A 16874-nucleotide genomic window follows, 5' to 3' on the forward strand; every position below is an offset into this window, starting at 1 on the left:
AAAAAGAGGCTTAACTGCCTCTTTTTTTATTCATAAACCAATTTATTACGGTTGGAATAATTGATTGTAAAATTTGTGGATATGATTTTTTAAAGTAATCTGTGTAAGAAGAAACAAATCCGTTTACAATATTTTGCGGTGTAATGCTTTCTTTAGTTCTCTGAAAACTCAAAACCAATTTCTGATAATTGATATCTTTTTCTAATTTCAAGATTTCTAAATCTCTGTCGATTTCAGCATAAGAAGAGTATTTTTTCTTTTCCATAAGTCTTAGTCATTAAAAAATATTTCTGAGAATTTCTCCAAAATTGGCCCTTCCACCATTTTGTCTTTTATGAAGAAAAGTAAAATGGTAAACAAAAGATAGATCCCTCCTACTGTCAAAAATCCTAAAGCATTACTTTCGAACAAAGATCCAAAAGCGTACGCTGCTGCAAAAGATCCGAAAATTAAAACCATCGTGAAACACAACAAAATCAAAGTGAATTTGAAAATCAAAGTTGTAGATTTCATTGCCACTTTAAATCCCCAAAGTTTATAATAAGCCAAATGACTTTCAATATAAACTTTAGTTTGATCCTGAATTTTTTCAGTGTTTTCTTTTAACTCTTCAAAAGCCATAATTATAAATTTTAAATAAAAAAAGCACAAAACTTTACTATAAAAATAAGCAAGTTATGTGCTTTTAAAAAATTATTATTTCTGAAGTTTCGCGTTCTGTGCTTTCAATTCAGCCAATTTAGTTTCTAAAAAAGTAATTACTTCTTCTGTTTTATGGCTAACATTCGAAAGTAAATCATTCAAAGTTCCGTCAAGATTATGAGTAGCACTTGTAAATCTTTCACGAAGAACTTCAGAGCTGGCCTCAAAAGAATCTTTGATATTATGCTTCGCATCGTCAATACCTTCTTTAATTTTTGCTCTCGTTTTTGATCCTTTATCCGGAGCAAATAAAATTCCAATTGCTGCTCCCGCAGCTGCAGCCGCTAAAATTGCAGCCGCTGTATTTAAGTTCTTAGACATGATTTCACAATTTTAAATTATTACTAAAGATACTCATTTTTAAAATGATAAAACTTTGATTAATTGTAATTTACTAAAAATTAACAATCTAATTAATACACATAAGCTACAGCTTCGTACTTACCATCTGCTTTTTCAACAATGCTTACAAAAGGATAACCATTTGAAGCCGACTTCGTTTTGATTCTCATAGCAGTCTGTTTTTGATTTGCAATTGGCGGTTCTCCTTTTGTCCTTGTCGAGACTCCTGAAAAACTAGCCGCCTGCTTCAGTCCTATTGTTTTTTCCTGAGGCAGAACAGTTACCATTTTGAAATCGTCTTTTGAATCTACTACTATTTTATCAGAAACTTTTTGAGTTGTTTTTGTTTGTTTGTTTGTAATAGATGAAACAGCATGTTTGCTAATTTTTACTTCTTCAGAACTTCCGTTTAATGAATAGTAAATTAAACCATTTTCGTTTTTTATGAAATTAACATCAAGTTGTTCACCATTGTGTTTTGTAATTTGATGTGTTTGAGAAATTGCAACATTTGCAAATAACATCGCTAGCGTAAAATATAAAATTTTCATGATTATTAGATTTAAATTAAAAATGATCAGAATTGAAATTTTAAACTAAAGCTTCACACAAATTCAATGTTATGGAATTTTGTACATTATGAAGTAATTTGAAAAATACCTTTTACGCGAAATATTATCAAAATTACATCACAATAAAAATGAGAACATAAAATTGTCTTTTCAGGAAAACAATTTTGAAAATCCACTGTTGTAAAAATTACGAGTTTTTAAAAACAGTAAAATTCAGTTTAGTTTCCGTCACGGCAAATTTTAATTTTTCTTAAATCATCTCTGATTTCTGGTATTGAGTTAAAAATAGCAACTTTATAAACAATTGTGTGTTAACAAGCCGTTAAACTGACTAAAATAACAGCTAAAAGTTAAATAAAGACTTTAAATAAACAATTATTTAAAAAATGAGTTATCTATCAAACATCTTTTAAAAATGTCTTAAAATCAATTTATAGAGGCTAAAATTAATCTATAAAAACTATCATATTTAAAATTGAAATCAATTTTATAAATTATAATAAAAAACTAAAATTTTAAAAATATTAATAATTAAAATTTATAACTATAAAATTGTATTCAAAACTTAAAAAAATAAGAAAAAACTTCATTTAAATATTTGAACTAAAAATTTGAACTAAAAAAAGTAAAAAATAGAAATAAGAAGTTTTATCGAATGAAAATCAAAAAAAGGTCTTCTCTATTTGGTCATTCTTTACTTTCTCTTAAAATTAATTTATGTGAGTCATTTTAAATCTATAAAATAAATTAAAAATAAAAATTTAATAGATTTTACAAATAATAAATATAAATGATTTTAAATATTTCACTAATAAGATAAATTTATTAAAATTACATTACAGAAAAAATTTGAACTTTAAAAAAGACTAAAATTCAAATAAAGCGTTTAAATAAACGAAAATTTAAAAAACGATTTCCTTATCCAACATTTTTTTATTTTATGTTAAAATCGATTTATGAAAGTCACTTTTAATATATAAAAATTATAAAATTATTAATTATAATAGTTAATATATATAATAAAAAAAAGCGCTTATAAAAGCGCTTTTCAATAGATTCTAATTATTTATTACTTTTTTACCATTTCTGCTAAAATTTCATTTTCTCTCTCCGATGCATTTTTTGGAGGATTTGAATATAATTTCAAAATTTCGTCATCAAACTGATTTTTGAAACTTTCACTTTCAATATCTCTTAAATTTAAAAGTGCTTTTGATCTTACATAAGTCGATTCACTCTTTAAAGACATTGAATATAACTTCTTAACATCTTCTTCTTCAAAATCTGTAGATTTCCAGTTTGAATATTTCAAAATAAACTGAGAAAATAACAATGAAGCCTTATTATTGTTGATATTCTTCTTTAAAGAATTCTGTAAAAGTGAAAAACTGGAGATATTTTTGATGTTCTCCCCTATTGCACTTTCAATTGCAATTCTCTCTGGTTTAGTCTCAACTTTAAAATATTTGTTGATATCTTTCAAAGAATTATTAATGCTGTTTTCTTCTTTTTTGCCTTTTTCTTCCCAGGCATCTTTCAATCCAACCGTTTTGTTAAATACTAATTTTGAAGCAGTTGAGTCCTTATCAACAGTAAAATATCCTAAACGTTGAAACTGAAATTTATCTTCATTTTGAGCTGTTGCTAAACTTGGTTCAACATATCCGGTTACAATTTCTAATGAATTTGGATTCACAAAATCTAAGAAATTTTTGTCTTTATAACTATCCGGAGCTTCATCTGTAAACAAACGATCGTACAAACGAACTTCAGCTTCCAATGCATGCGAAATAGAAACCCAATGTAAGGTTCCAGATACTTTCCTTTGACTTGCTTCTGTTCCGCTTCCGCTTAAAGAATCAGTATCATAAGTAACGTGAATTTCTGTAATATTACCTTCTGAATCTTTTACAACTGATTCTCCTTTAATGATATAAGCATTTTTAAGACGAACTTCTTTTCCTAAAGTCAAACGGAAAAATTTAGCTGGAGCTTCTTCCAAAAAGTCTTCTCTTTCAATGTATAATTCACGAGAAAAAGGCACTTTTCTAAATCCTGCATTTTCATCTTCCTGATTGTTTTCTGCTTCTAACCACTCTTCTTTTCCTTCAGGATAATTGGTAATTACCAGTTTTACAGGATCTAAAACAGCCATTACACGAGGTGCAATTTTGTTCAAATCTTCACGAATACAAAATTCTAAAACCGATACATTGATCAAATTATCGCGTTTTGCAATACCAATTGTATTAGCAAAATTACGTAATGAAGCAGCTGTATAACCACGTCTTCTTAATCCAGAAATGGTTGACATTCTCGGATCATCCCAACCGTTAACATGCTTTTCTTTAACTAGTTGCTGTAATTTTCTTTTACTAACAACAGTGTGTGATAAGTTACGTCTGGCAAATTCTCTTTGCTTTGGACGGAGTTTATTATCGTCAAAAATTTGATCTAAAAACCAATCGTATAATTCACGGTGAGGCAAGAATTCAAGTGTACAAAATGAATGTGAAATTTGCTCTAAATAATCACTTTGTCCGTGTGCCCAATCGTACATTGGATAGATTTTCCACGCATCTCCAGTTCTGTGGTGATGTTTGTGTAAAATTCTATACATGATAGGATCACGCATTAACATGTTTGTTGATTTCATGTCAATTTTTGCACGAAGAATATGTGTACCAGCCTCAAATTCACCGTTTTTCATTCTTTCGAATAAATCTAAGTTTTCTTCAACAGAACGATTTCTGTACGGACTGTCAGTTCCTGGAGTAGTTGGAGTTCCTTTTTGGATCGCCATTTCTTCAGAAGTTTGACTGTCAACATACGCTTTATCTTTTTTAATTAATAAAACAGCCCAATCATACAATTGTTGAAAATAATCTGATGCATAACATTCTTCTGCCCATTTGTAACCTAGCCATTCGACATCTTTTTTAATAGCATCAACAAATTCCTGTTCTTCTTTTTCAGGGTTTGTATCATCAAAACGTAAATTCACAGGAGATTGATAATCAATTCCTAAACCAAAATTTAACGCAATAGAACTCGCGTGTCCAATGTGTAAATAACCATTTGGTTCTGGTGGAAAACGAAAGCGAAGTTTAGTATTTGAAAGACCTGATTTTACGTCTTCCTCTATGATTTGTTCAATAAAATTGAGTGATTTCTCTTCTGATGCCATTATTTTATAGTAATTTTAGCAAAGATAAAAAAGTTTATAGTTTATAGTTTATGGTTTATGGTTTTCTTTGGAAACTTACTGAAAACATGAAACGTTAAACTCAAAATCTTTAATTAATTTATTTAGTATTTTTGTATAAATATTCAGAATTATGAGACAATTAACTGTTACAATTCCAGACGATTTTTACGAAACTTTTATTAGTTTTTTTAAACATGTTCCAGACGTTTCTATAGATGAAAATGTTGAGAATGAAATTCCATTATGGCAACAAGAAATGGTTTTGGATCGTATAAAAAATGCTAAACCAGAGGATTTTATTAGTTGGGAAGAATCTAAAAAAAGACTCAATGCTAAATGGAATAAGAAGTAATGTTCAAAATAAATATTCTTTTAAGAGCTGAATTAGAAGTAGATGAAATTGCTGAATATTATGAATCTCTTTCTGATGGTTTAGGAACAAAATTTTTTAATGAATATCAAAAGTATGTAGATACTTTAAATACATTTCCATTTTTTGAAGAAAAGTATAATATAATTAGAACCTTACCTTTGAAAAAATTCCCATACACTATTCATTTTACAGTTGATGAAATTAACAAAATAGTTACAGTATATGCTGTAACATCCAATTATCAAAATCCAAACACTACAAGAATAAAATTATAAAAATGGGAGTCATTAAACTTAAAAACATACGCACTTTTTCATATCACGGATGTTTAATTGAAGAAGGAAAAATTGGATCTGACTATACAGTAGATCTAAAAATTAAAACAAATTTACAGAAATCAGCCGAAACAGATCATCTTTTAGACACTGTTGACTACGTACATTTGAACAAAATTGTCACAGAAGAAATGGCAATTCGTTCGCATTTATTGGAACATGTAGCCAAAAGAATCAATATTCGAGTGCTGGCAGAGATAGAAACAGTAGAAAAAACAACAGTTTGGGTTTCTAAAATTAATCCGCCTATTGGTGGTGATGTTGAGTCAGTTACTATAAAAATGACGGAAATTAGGAAGTAATCTTTAAAATTAAATTCCTAAAATTTTAAAATAGTTCATTCGAAACTTTTGAAATTTAAAGATTTTAGTTACTTTTGCCAACCGTTCAAGTAATGGCGTCGTGGCCGAGCGGCTAGGCTGGGCTCTGCAAAAGCTCCTACTCCGGTTCGAATCCGGACGATGCCTCTAAAAGAGATACAGAAATGTGTCTCTTTTTTTTATGTCTAATTTTTAGAAAAAATTAATTAAATATATCGGTTCGAATCCGGACGATGCCTCTAAAAGAGATACAGAAATGTGTCTCTTTTTTTTATGTCTAATTTTTAGAAAAAATTAATTAAATATATCGGTTCGAATCCGGACGATGCCTCTAAAAGAGATACAGAAATGTGTCTCTTTTTTTTATGTCTAATTTTTAGAAAAAATTAATTAAATATATCGGTTCGAATCCGGACGATACCTCTAAAACCTCTAAAGTAATTTAGAGTTTTTTTTATGTTTAATTTTTAGAAAATCTAATTATTAAACTTTTGTACAAACCCGACAGGTTTTAAAAACCTGTCGGGTCTACTTAGTATAATTACACAATCTTGTCATTTCGACGAAGGAGAAATCTCCGCAAGAAGCTCGACAAAGATTGGACAATTGTTGCGGAGTCACTTGCGGAGATTTCTCCTTCGTCGAAATGACAAACCAGACTTAAAAAACTTCTTTAAAAGTTAAAAACTAACACTTATAAACACAAAAAAACCTCTGAAATACAGAGGTTTAATTTTATATTTTTGAGTTATTAACAACTACTTTTCAATCTTCTCAAAGGCATTTTTAACCATTTCTTTTTCTTTTGGAAACCAGCCCTGAACCATAAGAGCAACTCCAAAAACCATTAAAACAATACTAATTCCTTTTTTAATTTTAAGAATATTAGTTGGTGTCATTTTTGATTTTAACTGTTTGGCTAATACTATTTTAAGGCAATCTACCAACAAATATGTAACAATTACTGCAGTGAAAAATGTCATCATTCTTGGTGTCTGCATTTGTAATTTTGGTCCAACAGAAATAATTACTGCCAGCCAGAATCCTAAAACACCAATGTTAATAACGTTAAGTAAAAAGCCTTTTACAAATAAACTGCCGTAATTTCTTTTAATAATATCACGGTCGATTTCTTCGTCGTTTATTTTTTCTTCTTTTTTTAATCTCACAAAAGAAATTATACCATAGGCCAACATTATGATTCCGCCAAAAATAAAGAGTGCTGGTTTGTCTTTTAAACTGGAAATTAATCTGTAACTTCCTAAATAGGCGATTGCTATAAAAAATATATCTCCTAAAACTACACCAAAATCAAAAACTATTGCAGCTCTGAATCCCTTTGTAATACTGGTTTCTAATAGTATAAAAAATACCGGACCTACCATAAAGCTTAGAAAAAGTCCCCATGGCAGTCCAGCCAGAATATCATTTATCATCAAAATACGACTTGATTATTTTACTTCTTCGATTTTACCTCCAAAAACTGTTTTCTGATTAATCTGCTTTGGTTTTCCATAAATGTAAATGGAGCCTCCTGCGCTCACTTTTGCATCGACAAGGGTCGAAGCATTAACATCTGCTTTTCCGCCCGCAGAAACGCTTACTTTGGTCTGAGAAGTGGCTAATTTACTTCCAAGGAAATAACCGCCGGCTCCTAATCCTGCATCAAGGTTATCTGCTTTTCCTGTAGCAGTAATTTCTCCACCCGAAACGGAACTTACTTTTAGCTTGTCAACATTCAAATCTACATTAATTTTTCCTCCTTCTTGTGCACTGACTTTAAACGAAGTAGCTTTTATCGTTTCTTTACTTGTTACTTCTGCACCTTCATTTACATCAATTAGTTCTATATGCTTATAATACAAAGTAACTTCTAAATCATTTCCTGAAAGAAGTTTTGGAAAAGGCATTCTTAGTTTTAGAATTCCATTTTTATTAACAGCCTCTAATTCTGCTTCTCTAGCTCCTTTTATAACAACTTTATTTTCGGATGACTGCACTAATTTTACACTTAATTTATCGTAAACTTTTACAGTATCAAACTCACCTAATTCTTTGGTAACCTGACCAAAAGACATTTGTACAAATAAAATTGCTGCTCCAATAATTAGCTTTCTCATACTTTTATTTTTTTTAATTAATACTTTATTCGGCTCTTCTTAAAAAATGAAAATCTAATTGTTTTTTAACCAAATCGGCATTTTTTACTTTAACATAAATTTCGTCTCCCAATTGCAAAATGCTGTTTGAAGTAGCTCCAACCAAGGCATATTGTTTTTCGTCGAAAGTATAATAATCATCTTTTATTTCTCTGATTCTTACCATTCCTTCGCATTTATTCGAAACGATTTCAACATAAATTCCCCATTCGGTAACACCGGAAATAACGCCAAGGAATTCTTCGTCCTGATGATCCTGCATGTATTTAACCTGCATATATTTGATACTATCTCGTTCAGCATTAGTTGCTAAACTTTCCATATTGGAACAATGCAGACATTTGGTTTCATAAGTTTCTTCGTCTACAGAAGCTCCTCCATCCAGATAATATTGCAGCAAACGGTGTACCATAACGTCCGGATAACGACGAATTGGCGATGTAAAATGGCTGTAATAATCAAAAGCCAAACCATAATGACCAATATTCTCTGTCGAATATTTGGCTTTGCTCATACTTCTAATGGCAAGAGTATCAATTAAGTTTTGCTCTTTTTTACCGTTTACTTCTTCCATCAATGCATTCAAAGACTTAGAAATATCGCCTTTGTTACGGAAATCTATTTTATAACCAAATTTAGCAATAACTGTTGCCATTGCAATTAACTTGTCTTCATTTGGTTCATCGTGAATACGGTAAACAAAGGTTTTCTTTTGTTTTCCAATGTATTCTGCTACTTTTCGGTTAGCCAAAAGCATGAATTCTTCAATCAAATGATTGGCATCTTTTGAGATCTTGAAATAAACGCCTTCCGGTTCTCCTTCAGCATCGAGATTGAACTTCACTTCTACTTTATCAAAAGAAATCGCACCTTGCTGCATTCTTTTCTTTCTCAAAATCTTAGCCAATTCATCCAGTTTTAAAGTCGCTTCGGTAATTTCATCTGAAACAATATACGATTCTCCGGTAATAGAAACATCAACCGGAATGGTATTATCTTTTGTTTCAATGATATATTGCGCTTCTTCATAAGCAAAACGCTGATCGGAATAAATTACTGTTCTTCCAAACCATTGGTTAATAACCTGAGCTGTTGGAGAAACTTCAAATACTGCAGAGAAAGTATATTTCTCTTCATTTGGACGAAGTGAACAGGCAAAGTTGGACAATACTTCAGGAAGCATTGGCACTACTCTATCCACTAAATAAACCGAGGTCGCTCTTTGATAGGCTTCATCATCCAGAATTGTTCCTTCTTCTAAGTAATACGAAACATCGGCAATATGGATTCCTATTTCGAAATTTCCATTTTCTAACTTTTTGAATGACAAGGCGTCATCAAAATCTTTTGCATCTTTTGGATCGATTGTAAACGTAAGTGTATCACGCATATCACGACGTTTTGCAATCTCAGATTCCTGAATGGAAGTATCCAGTTTTTGAGCATACACCTCTACTTCTACCGGAAAATCAGAAGGCAAGCCGTATTCAGCCAGAATAGCATGAATTTCAGTATTATGTTCTCCAGGTTTTCCTAAAACTCTGATTACAGATCCAAACGGACTATCAGCTCTCTTTGGCCAGTCTTCAATCTTGACTAAAACAACATCACCGTTTTCTGCTTCTCCCAATTTATCTTTGGGAATAAAAATATCGGTATACATCTTAGGATTTGCAGTCGAAACAAATGCAAAGTTAGGTTGCATATCTATTACACCTACAAACTCTGTTTTATCTCTTTCCAGAACTTCAATTACTTCACCTTCAGGTCTTTTTCCTTTTCTACGGTTATAAACATAAACCTTTACTTTGTCTTTGTCTAAAGCACGATTCAAGTTATTAGTAGGGATAAAAACATCTTCTTCAAATTCGTCACAAATAAAATATGCCGTTTTTCTGCTCGTCATATCTATCGTTCCTTCATAATAATCCTGACTGATTGCTTTAACTAAATATTTTCCTGGTTCTGTTTCTACAATTTTCTTTTGAGCAGCCAGTATCTTTAAGTCTTTTATAATCTGGTTTCTGCTTTTTGTATCGTCAAGTTCTAACTTCGCTCCTATCTGTTTGTAATTAAATGGCTTATTGGCATTTTGCGATAAAATCTTCAGGATTTTCCCGGAGAAATCTTTCTCTTTTTTTATCGGCTTTCTAATTTTCTTACTCATATATCTTTTCTTATAAGGTTTAAAATTACAAATAAGAAATCAGATTACAGATTTTAACAAATAGAATTATTAAAATTATAACTTTTCGTACATTTACAAAAACACCCTTTATGGAAAGCTTTCAAACTATTGCCGTATTCAATTATCAGCACGAAACAGTGGTTCTCAAACACTTACTGGAGCAAGAAGAAATTCCATACTTTTTTGAAAACGAAATGACACTTTCCGTTATGCCACTTTACTCCAACGCACTTGGCGGAATCAAACTCAAAGTTCATCCGGAAGACTTCGAACAAGTTCAGCAAATTCTGGACAATCTCAACAATCCGCTTAAAATCGTTTGAAACAAACTCAAAATTCAATTTCAAAATTCAATTTCAGTTGTAACCAAAAGTTCAAAATTCAATTTTTTTCTTTTTAAACTTTTTTAGTTTTCAACATATATTAAATACAACAAAAAAGATTTTTAAAAATTTAAAAAAATTTGGTTGTTATTATAGCTTGTTAATATGTCGAATAAATTTTTTTCTGAAGTCATTGAAATCTCGTTTTACTTATTTATTCTGAGTTATCAACATAGTTATTTTTAGTTAAATTACTTATTTATAAGACTTTTTGTATTTTAATTAACAACGGTTGACAACCAAAAGTGAATTGATTTTGTAAATAAGTTAGCATGTTGATAGTTGTTGAAAATGGTATTTTTGATATTGATAACTTTTCCAAAAATTCCCGAAACTTTTCTTGCATATTTAATTCCCGTTTTGGATTAAGGTTTTTTTTGACACAACCAAAAAAAAGTTCTAATTTTCTTTTTCAACTTATTAACATTTTCTGTTAACTTAAAGTTAATTGAATATCAAGCAATTACAAACTGCTATCAACACCTCAAAATTTTAACAAAAATTCTGTTTATTATTTATTGATTATGAGATACTTATAGAGTTGTTAAAATTGTTAATAACTGATAAGGTTTTGATAGTAAGATAGTTGAGAATAGCAATGAATTCACTAACGAAAACATTTATTTTGTATAAAAAGAATAGAGTTCATTTCCTTTGTTAATAACACTTTCTAATCCTTTATTTTTTAGGATTTCTTCAATGTCAGATGTCGTTTTTGAAGTGACTTTTTCTGCTAAATACTTTAAAAACCAATAGGAGTACTCATTTATAGGATCTATTTCTTCTGTTTTAAACTCTATGATTTTTTTATTTAGCTTATTAAATTCAAAATTATAGGCGAATTCATATAATTTGTACAGTTCTATTTTTTGATTCTTTTTTTGATAATCTATATCCTTTTTATCTAATGTTGCTTTATAATCATTTAAATATTCTTTACAGACATTGAAAGTTTTCTTTTTTATGTTTCTGTCTACTAGAAGTGAAAAATCATAATATTTCTGAGTAAGTTTAATTGTAGTGCTAAAGTTTTTAGCTTTAAAATAGTTTATTAAATCCACAGATAGGAACTCTGTTGATAAGTTGAATTTTTCTATTTCAGATTTTAAATTTGATATATTTTGATAGCCTAAAATGTTATGGATAACTTTACCATTGGCATCTATAATTAAAATGTTTGGAATGCTGTTTATTCCATATTTAGCAGCTAATTCCTTATTTGAATCTATATCAATTTTTAGTTTTACAAAACCTTGAAGGGTTTCTTGCAATTGTTCATTGTTCCATATATTTTTTTCCATTTCCAAGCAAGGACCGCACCAGGTTGCCCAGAAGTCAACAATAATAAATCTATTGGTAGTTAATGCCATTTTTTGAGCATCTTCGTAGGATGTAAGCCAATTGGCTTGCGTAATTTGAATGGAAAAAAGTATTAGTAGGATGATGTATTTTTTCATATTATTAAAGTCTAATATATTTTTAGATGTCTAATTAAAATGATTAATATTTTTAATAATTTCATCTTGTCGATATTCTCCTAACTTTCTAAAAAAAGTTCCATTAGACTTTATAATAATGTAGTTTCCACAATCAAATTTATATCTAAACAATACCTTTTTTATCACATCATTAGTATCTTGCAAAACATTATTATTTTTATACTTATAATCTTTTTCAGTTATAAAAAATTGAAGAACATTGTTGTTTTTAGTAAAGTATTTTTTATAATTTTTATCATTTACATAATAGTCAATGCAGCTTCCATTAGGTTCTGGATTATCTTTATAGAAAAAATTGATAATTATAGTTTTAGTACTATCTATTTTTCTACTACTTATTTTTTGTAATTCATTTTTAATTGTATTCGTTTCAAGAGTTGATAACATTCCAATATCTATTTTTTTATTAAAACGTGCAATTATAGCTGTATCTATTTCATAAACACGTAATTCTAGGTTTTCATTATCTTTTTTAGTAATAAATTGCCCCGATGTTATTAAATTATTGTATTCATCAAATATATATTGAGGTTTAGAAGTTTTTTGTGATAGACAGACTGTAGTTATAAAATAAAACAAATAAATTTCGATTTTTTTCATGGCTTATATTTTTGGTTGTAAATTAGTTATTAAAAATAAAAGTAGTATAAAACTGATATAAAACAAATTTTAGCAAATAAATTTTGTAAGATATTATTTCTATATAAATAACATAAAATGCAAAATGAAAATATTTAAAACTATTTTTAATGCTATGAGTAACTTTACTTAAATTTGCATAACACAACTTAATAGTATAGAAAAATGAAAATTTCGATAGGAAACGACCACGCTGGCCCTGAATATAAAAAAGCAATTGTTGCCATGCTTGAAGCAAAAGGCTATGAAGTAACGAATTATGGTACAGATACAGATGCTTCTGTTGATTATCCTGATTTTGGACACCCGGTTGCCAATGATGTATCTGAAGGAAAAGCTGATTTTGGAATCGTAATCTGCGGAAGCGGTAACGGAATTGCAATGACTGTTAATAAACACCCGAAAGTAAGAGCTGGTTTATGCTGGACTAAGGAAATCGCTTATTTAACCCGTTTACACAACGATGCTAATATTGTGAGTATTCCGGCAAGGTTTACTTCTATTCATCAGGCAGTTGAAATTGTTGAAACATTCTTAGAAACTGCTTTTGAAGGCGGAAGACACCAAAACAGAGTAAATAAGATTGCTTGTTCATAAAACGTCAAAAAAATCGGGTGCTTCGCACCAAATAACATAAAAACACACCGGGCGGATTTTTAAATTCATCCGGTTTTTTATTTTAAATATTTGAAAAACAGATTTTTATTTAAAGTAGAGGTTATCAACAATGTTAATATCTATATATTATGAGTTGATTTTAGATAAATAATTACAGCCTGTACTAAAATTATATAGAGAAACTTCATAATAAATGAAGTTTTACTCGTTTTATGTCTAAAGAAAAACATACCTGTTAATAACCCAACAGATCCGCCAATAAAAGCTAATACAAACAACGTACTTTCGGGTATTCGTCTGTTATGTCTTTTGGTTTGAAACTTATCATAACCTGTGAGTAGGAATGTTATGCTATTTATAATTAAAAAATAGAGTAATAAAATTTTCATGGGGCTAAAAATTAGAAACAAAGATATTATTTTAGCAAAATAATTGATTTATGGATTTTGTTTATTTAACAAGTAAAGTATATCATTTTAAAATTAAGAAATTATTTCATTAAACTATGACTAATATTCAATTCATTGCCAAGACTGTTCAGGCACCGGCAGTAAGTATTCAAAACACAGTAAAATTATTAGAAGAAGACTGTACAATTCCGTTTATTTCCCGATATAGAAAAGACAGTACAGGAAACCTGGATGAAACTGTTATTGAGCAGATTGCAAAACTTCAAAAAGATTATGATACGCTTGTAAAACGTAAAGAAGCCGTTCTAAAATCTATTGAAGAGCAAAAAGCACTTACACCAGAATTGAAGAAAAAAATCGAAGAAAGTTTCGATTTACAAGAGATAGAAGATTTTTACCTTCCTTATAAAAAAAAGAAAAAAACAAAGGCAGATGTGGCGCGCGAATTTGGTTTAGAACCTTTAGCCAAACTGATTATATCTGAAAGCGATGCTGATATCGATTTTATTTCGACGCAGTATATTAATGAAAATGTTATTAACGAAGAGGCAGCAATTCAGGGCGCACGAGATATTGTAGCCGAATGGATTAACGAAAACATCTATGTTCGTAAACAACTTCGTAGATTATATCAGCGTAAAGCGACGATTGCTACAAAAGTGGTGAAAAAGAAAGCTGAAGAAGAAGGCGCACAGAAATTCAACCAGTATTTTGATTGGGAAGAACCGTTGACAAAAGCACCGGCTCACCGTTTATTAGCGATGCTTCGTGCAGAAAATGAAGGTTTTATCAAAATGAAAATCGATGTTGATATTGATGATGCTTACGATGTTATCGATGAAATTATCATTAAAAAGCAAAATAATACAACAGCTCATTTGCAATTAGCAATTGAAGACAGTTACAAACGTTTATTGAATCCGGCAATTGGAAACGAAACGTTACAGGAAGCAAAAGCAAAAGCCGATGCTAATTCCATTCAGGTTTTTGCTAACAATTTAGGACAGTTATTATTGGCTCCGCCATTGGGAGAAAAACGTATTCTGGCAATCGATCCAGGATTTAGAAGTGGTTGTAAAGTAGTTTGTCTGGACGAAAAAGGAGATTTGTTATACAATGAAACCATTTATCCGCACGCGCCTCAAAATGAGGAATCAATGGCGATCAAGAAAATCCGTTCGATGGTAAATGCGTATCAAATTGATGCGATTTCTATTGGAAACGGAACAGCTTCTCGTGAAACGGAATTTTTCATTAAAAAAATTGCTTTCGATAAACCTATTCAGGTTTTTGTGGTTTCTGAGGCAGGAGCTTCTGTTTATTCCGCTTCAAAAATTGCAAGAGAAGAATTTCCAAATTATGATGTAACCGTTCGTGGTTCTGTTTCTATCGGAAGAAGACTTTCAGATCCATTAGCCGAATTGGTAAAAATTGATCCGAAAGCGATTGGAGTAGGACAGTATCAGCATGATGTTGACCAGACGAAACTTAAAGAAGAATTGGACAGTACTGTAATCCGTTGTGTAAACTCGGTTGGAATTAATATCAACACAGCAAGTAAGCACTTATTAAGTTATGTGAGTGGAATAGGAGAGAAGCTGGCAGAAAATATAGTACAATACCGTTCTGAAAATGGGCCTTTTGAAGACAGAAAACAGCTGAAAAAAGTGCCTCGTTTAGGAGACAAAGCGTATCAGCAGGGAGCGGCATTTATTAGAATTACAAATGCTAAGAATCCGTTGGATAATTCGGCTGTGCATCCGGAGGCATATCCGGTTGTGGAAAAGATGGCGAAGGATTTGAATATTTCTTTGAATGAATTAATTGCAAATAAGGAGAAAACAGCGCTTATTAAGCCCGAAAAGTATGTAACACCTGAAATTGGTTTATTAACGCTGAAAGACATCATAAAAGAGCTTGAAAAGCCCGGATTAGATCCACGAAAGTCAGCTAAGGTTTTTGAATTTGATGCGAATGTAAAATCGATCAAAGACTTGAAAACCGGAATGATTTTGCCGGGAATTGTTAATAACATCACTAACTTTGGTTGTTTTGTTGACATCGGAATCAAAGAAAGTGGATTGGTTCATATTTCTCAGTTAAAATCGGGTTATGTGAGTGATGTAAATGAAGTGGTAAAATTGCATCAGCATGTTGATGTGAAAGTGACTGAGGTTGATGAAGACAGAAAGAGAATTCAGCTGACGATGATACTTTAATAAAATTCCAATACTAAAAAATCCAAATTCCAAAAATGCTGGAATAAATATAAAAGGCTCCCAAACTACAATCGTAATTTGGGAGTTTTTGGTTTAAGTCTAATTTGGTTTTGTAAGTGAAGTTTTAAAATGTATTAACTTGTTGAATATGAAAATGATAAATATTTTAAAACAACAAAATTGTACTTACCGTCTTTATTTGTTAAAATAATTCTTACTTATTATTCTATATTTGCTGTTAATTAAAAACCCCAAATACCATGAAAAAAATTATTTTAATTCTAATTGCACTATTATCTTCTAACATAGGGCAGGCTAAATTTCTTAAAGCAGTTTTGTATCTTGAAGATGGAACGAAAAAAACAGGTCTTGCTGAACTAGTTCAAAGTGAAGATTCAAAAATTAATTTTAAAATAAATGAAGAGGCCAAAAAAGAAAAGATTTTAAGTGCAGAAGTAAAAAAAATTGAATACATAGATACTGAAAATAACAAGTATATAGTAGAAAAATTTTATTTTACTACGGCAAACTTATTTACAGGTAAATTTTCTAAATCAAAGAAAAAAATTTGGTTTTATATTGTTTATGATAAAGATGTAAAAATTGGTGCGATACCGGCAGAGGGAGGCAGAAGACCAAATGCTGGCGGTACTAGTTCTGTTGTAACAATTGCTAATACAGCTTACTATTTTGGAAAAAGTAGTAGTGAAGATTTAGTTTTTGGATTCGCTACATCAGGAAATAATCTTGCAGTGGGAACAGATTCTTTAGTTAGAAAAATGTCTAAAGAAGCTTTTTCAGATTGTCCCAAACTTATTGATGCAATTGAAAAGGAAGATTTTAAATCAAATACAGTTATAGACCAGCTGAAAGTTATTTTTGAAAAAAATAAATGTAAAAAATAGGT

The 16874-nt window shown here is 30.2% G+C and carries 18 protein-coding genes and 1 tRNA gene; 8 read left to right on the forward strand and 11 right to left on the reverse strand.

All coding sequences use genetic code 11. From position 1 onward, the window contains the following. Positions 1–10: 10 nt before the first annotated feature. The 5 genes from HYN56_RS05080 to HYN56_RS05100 all read right to left on the reverse strand — a co-directional run bounded on the left by HYN56_RS05080 (position 11) and on the right by HYN56_RS05100 (position 4803). Complete coding sequence (locus HYN56_RS05080; RefSeq protein ID WP_109191188.1) at positions 11–265, reverse strand: DUF6327 family protein; 255 nt, start codon at positions 263–265, stop codon at positions 11–13. A 5-nt stretch (positions 266–270) separates the two neighbouring features. Continuing rightward, on the reverse strand, positions 271–621 hold the full coding sequence (locus HYN56_RS05085) for a competence protein (RefSeq protein WP_109191189.1): 351 nt from the start codon (positions 619–621) through the stop codon (positions 271–273). 75 nt (positions 622–696) lie between these two features. After that, positions 697–1023: a YtxH domain-containing protein gene (locus tag HYN56_RS05090; RefSeq protein WP_109191190.1), complete on the reverse strand. Its 327-nt coding sequence runs from the start codon at positions 1021–1023 to the stop codon at positions 697–699. 92 nt (positions 1024–1115) lie between these two features. Then, positions 1116–1595, reverse strand: coding sequence for a hypothetical protein (locus HYN56_RS05095; RefSeq protein ID WP_109191191.1), 480 nt, complete (start codon positions 1593–1595; stop codon positions 1116–1118). Positions 1596–2685: 1090 nt separating this feature from the next. Beyond that, entirely contained in the window at positions 2686–4803 is a 2118-nt protein-coding gene (locus tag HYN56_RS05100) for a glutamine--tRNA ligase/YqeY domain fusion protein (protein WP_109191192.1), read from the reverse strand. Between the two features lie 151 nt (positions 4804–4954). Between HYN56_RS05100 and HYN56_RS05105 the strand changes: the two genes are divergently transcribed. The 4 genes from HYN56_RS05105 (at position 4955) to HYN56_RS25020 (ending at position 5999) form a co-directional block, all read left to right on the forward strand. Then, positions 4955–5176, forward strand: a complete 222-nt coding sequence (locus tag HYN56_RS05105; protein ID WP_109191193.1) for a hypothetical protein — start codon at positions 4955–4957, stop codon at positions 5174–5176. After that, positions 5176–5472, forward strand: coding sequence for a hypothetical protein (locus tag HYN56_RS05110; RefSeq protein WP_109191194.1), 297 nt, complete (start codon positions 5176–5178; stop codon positions 5470–5472). Before HYN56_RS05105 ends, HYN56_RS05110 begins: the two co-directional genes overlap by 1 nt. Before the next feature lie 2 nt (positions 5473–5474). Next, positions 5475–5834 carry a dihydroneopterin aldolase gene (folB, locus tag HYN56_RS05115; protein WP_057115457.1) on the forward strand — a complete coding sequence of 120 codons (360 nt, stop codon included), beginning with the start codon at positions 5475–5477 and terminating at the stop codon, positions 5832–5834. A gap of 94 nt (positions 5835–5928) precedes the next feature. Then, positions 5929–5999, forward strand: a tRNA-Cys gene (locus tag HYN56_RS25020). Positions 6000–6610: 611 nt separating this feature from the next. Here HYN56_RS25020 and HYN56_RS05120 read toward each other — a convergent pair. Genes HYN56_RS05120 through rnr form a run of 3 tightly spaced genes read right to left on the reverse strand, consistent with a single transcriptional unit; the run spans position 6611 to position 10178 of the window. Next, positions 6611–7288: a LysE family translocator gene (locus HYN56_RS05120; protein WP_109191195.1), complete on the reverse strand. Its 678-nt coding sequence runs from the start codon at positions 7286–7288 to the stop codon at positions 6611–6613. Positions 7289–7303: 15 nt separating this feature from the next. Further along, complete coding sequence (locus HYN56_RS05125; protein WP_109191196.1) at positions 7304–7972, reverse strand: head GIN domain-containing protein; 669 nt, start codon at positions 7970–7972, stop codon at positions 7304–7306. 25 nt (positions 7973–7997) lie between these two features. After that, positions 7998–10178, reverse strand: coding sequence for a ribonuclease R (gene rnr / locus HYN56_RS05130; protein ID WP_109191197.1), 2181 nt, complete (start codon positions 10176–10178; stop codon positions 7998–8000). A gap of 110 nt (positions 10179–10288) precedes the next feature. Between rnr and HYN56_RS05135 the strand changes: the two genes are divergently transcribed. Further along, positions 10289–10522, forward strand: a complete 234-nt coding sequence (locus HYN56_RS05135) for a putative signal transducing protein (protein ID WP_109191198.1) — start codon at positions 10289–10291, stop codon at positions 10520–10522. 680 nt (positions 10523–11202) lie between these two features. Here HYN56_RS05135 and HYN56_RS05140 read toward each other — a convergent pair. Together HYN56_RS05140 and HYN56_RS05145 are read right to left on the reverse strand one after the other, a co-directional pair. Beyond that, the gene (locus HYN56_RS05140; RefSeq protein ID WP_109191199.1) at positions 11203–12039 is read right to left on the reverse strand and encodes a thioredoxin family protein; all 837 of its coding nucleotides are present in this window, start codon (positions 12037–12039) and stop codon (positions 11203–11205) included. A 30-nt stretch (positions 12040–12069) separates the two neighbouring features. Next, positions 12070–12681, reverse strand: coding sequence for a hypothetical protein (locus HYN56_RS05145; RefSeq protein WP_109191200.1), 612 nt, complete (start codon positions 12679–12681; stop codon positions 12070–12072). A 204-nt stretch (positions 12682–12885) separates the two neighbouring features. Between HYN56_RS05145 and rpiB the strand changes: the two genes are divergently transcribed. Continuing rightward, positions 12886–13317, forward strand: a complete 432-nt coding sequence (gene rpiB, locus HYN56_RS05150; protein WP_091490132.1) for a ribose 5-phosphate isomerase B — start codon at positions 12886–12888, stop codon at positions 13315–13317. A 140-nt stretch (positions 13318–13457) separates the two neighbouring features. Here rpiB and HYN56_RS05155 read toward each other — a convergent pair whose 3' ends face one another. Beyond that, entirely contained in the window at positions 13458–13727 is a 270-nt protein-coding gene (locus HYN56_RS05155; protein WP_109191201.1) for a DUF1294 domain-containing protein, read from the reverse strand. Positions 13728–13843: 116 nt separating this feature from the next. On the opposite strand from HYN56_RS05155, the gene HYN56_RS05160 reads away from it, so the two are divergent. Continuing rightward, positions 13844–15967: a Tex family protein gene (locus HYN56_RS05160; protein ID WP_109191202.1), complete on the forward strand. Its 2124-nt coding sequence runs from the start codon at positions 13844–13846 to the stop codon at positions 15965–15967. A gap of 260 nt (positions 15968–16227) precedes the next feature. Then, a complete protein-coding gene (locus tag HYN56_RS05165) occupies positions 16228–16872 on the forward strand; it encodes a hypothetical protein (RefSeq protein WP_109191203.1) in 645 nt (214 codons plus the stop codon). The last annotated feature ends 2 nt before the right edge of the window (positions 16873–16874 follow it).

The organism is Flavobacterium crocinum (assembly GCF_003122385.1).
GTDB lineage: Bacteria > Bacteroidota > Bacteroidia > Flavobacteriales > Flavobacteriaceae > Flavobacterium > Flavobacterium crocinum.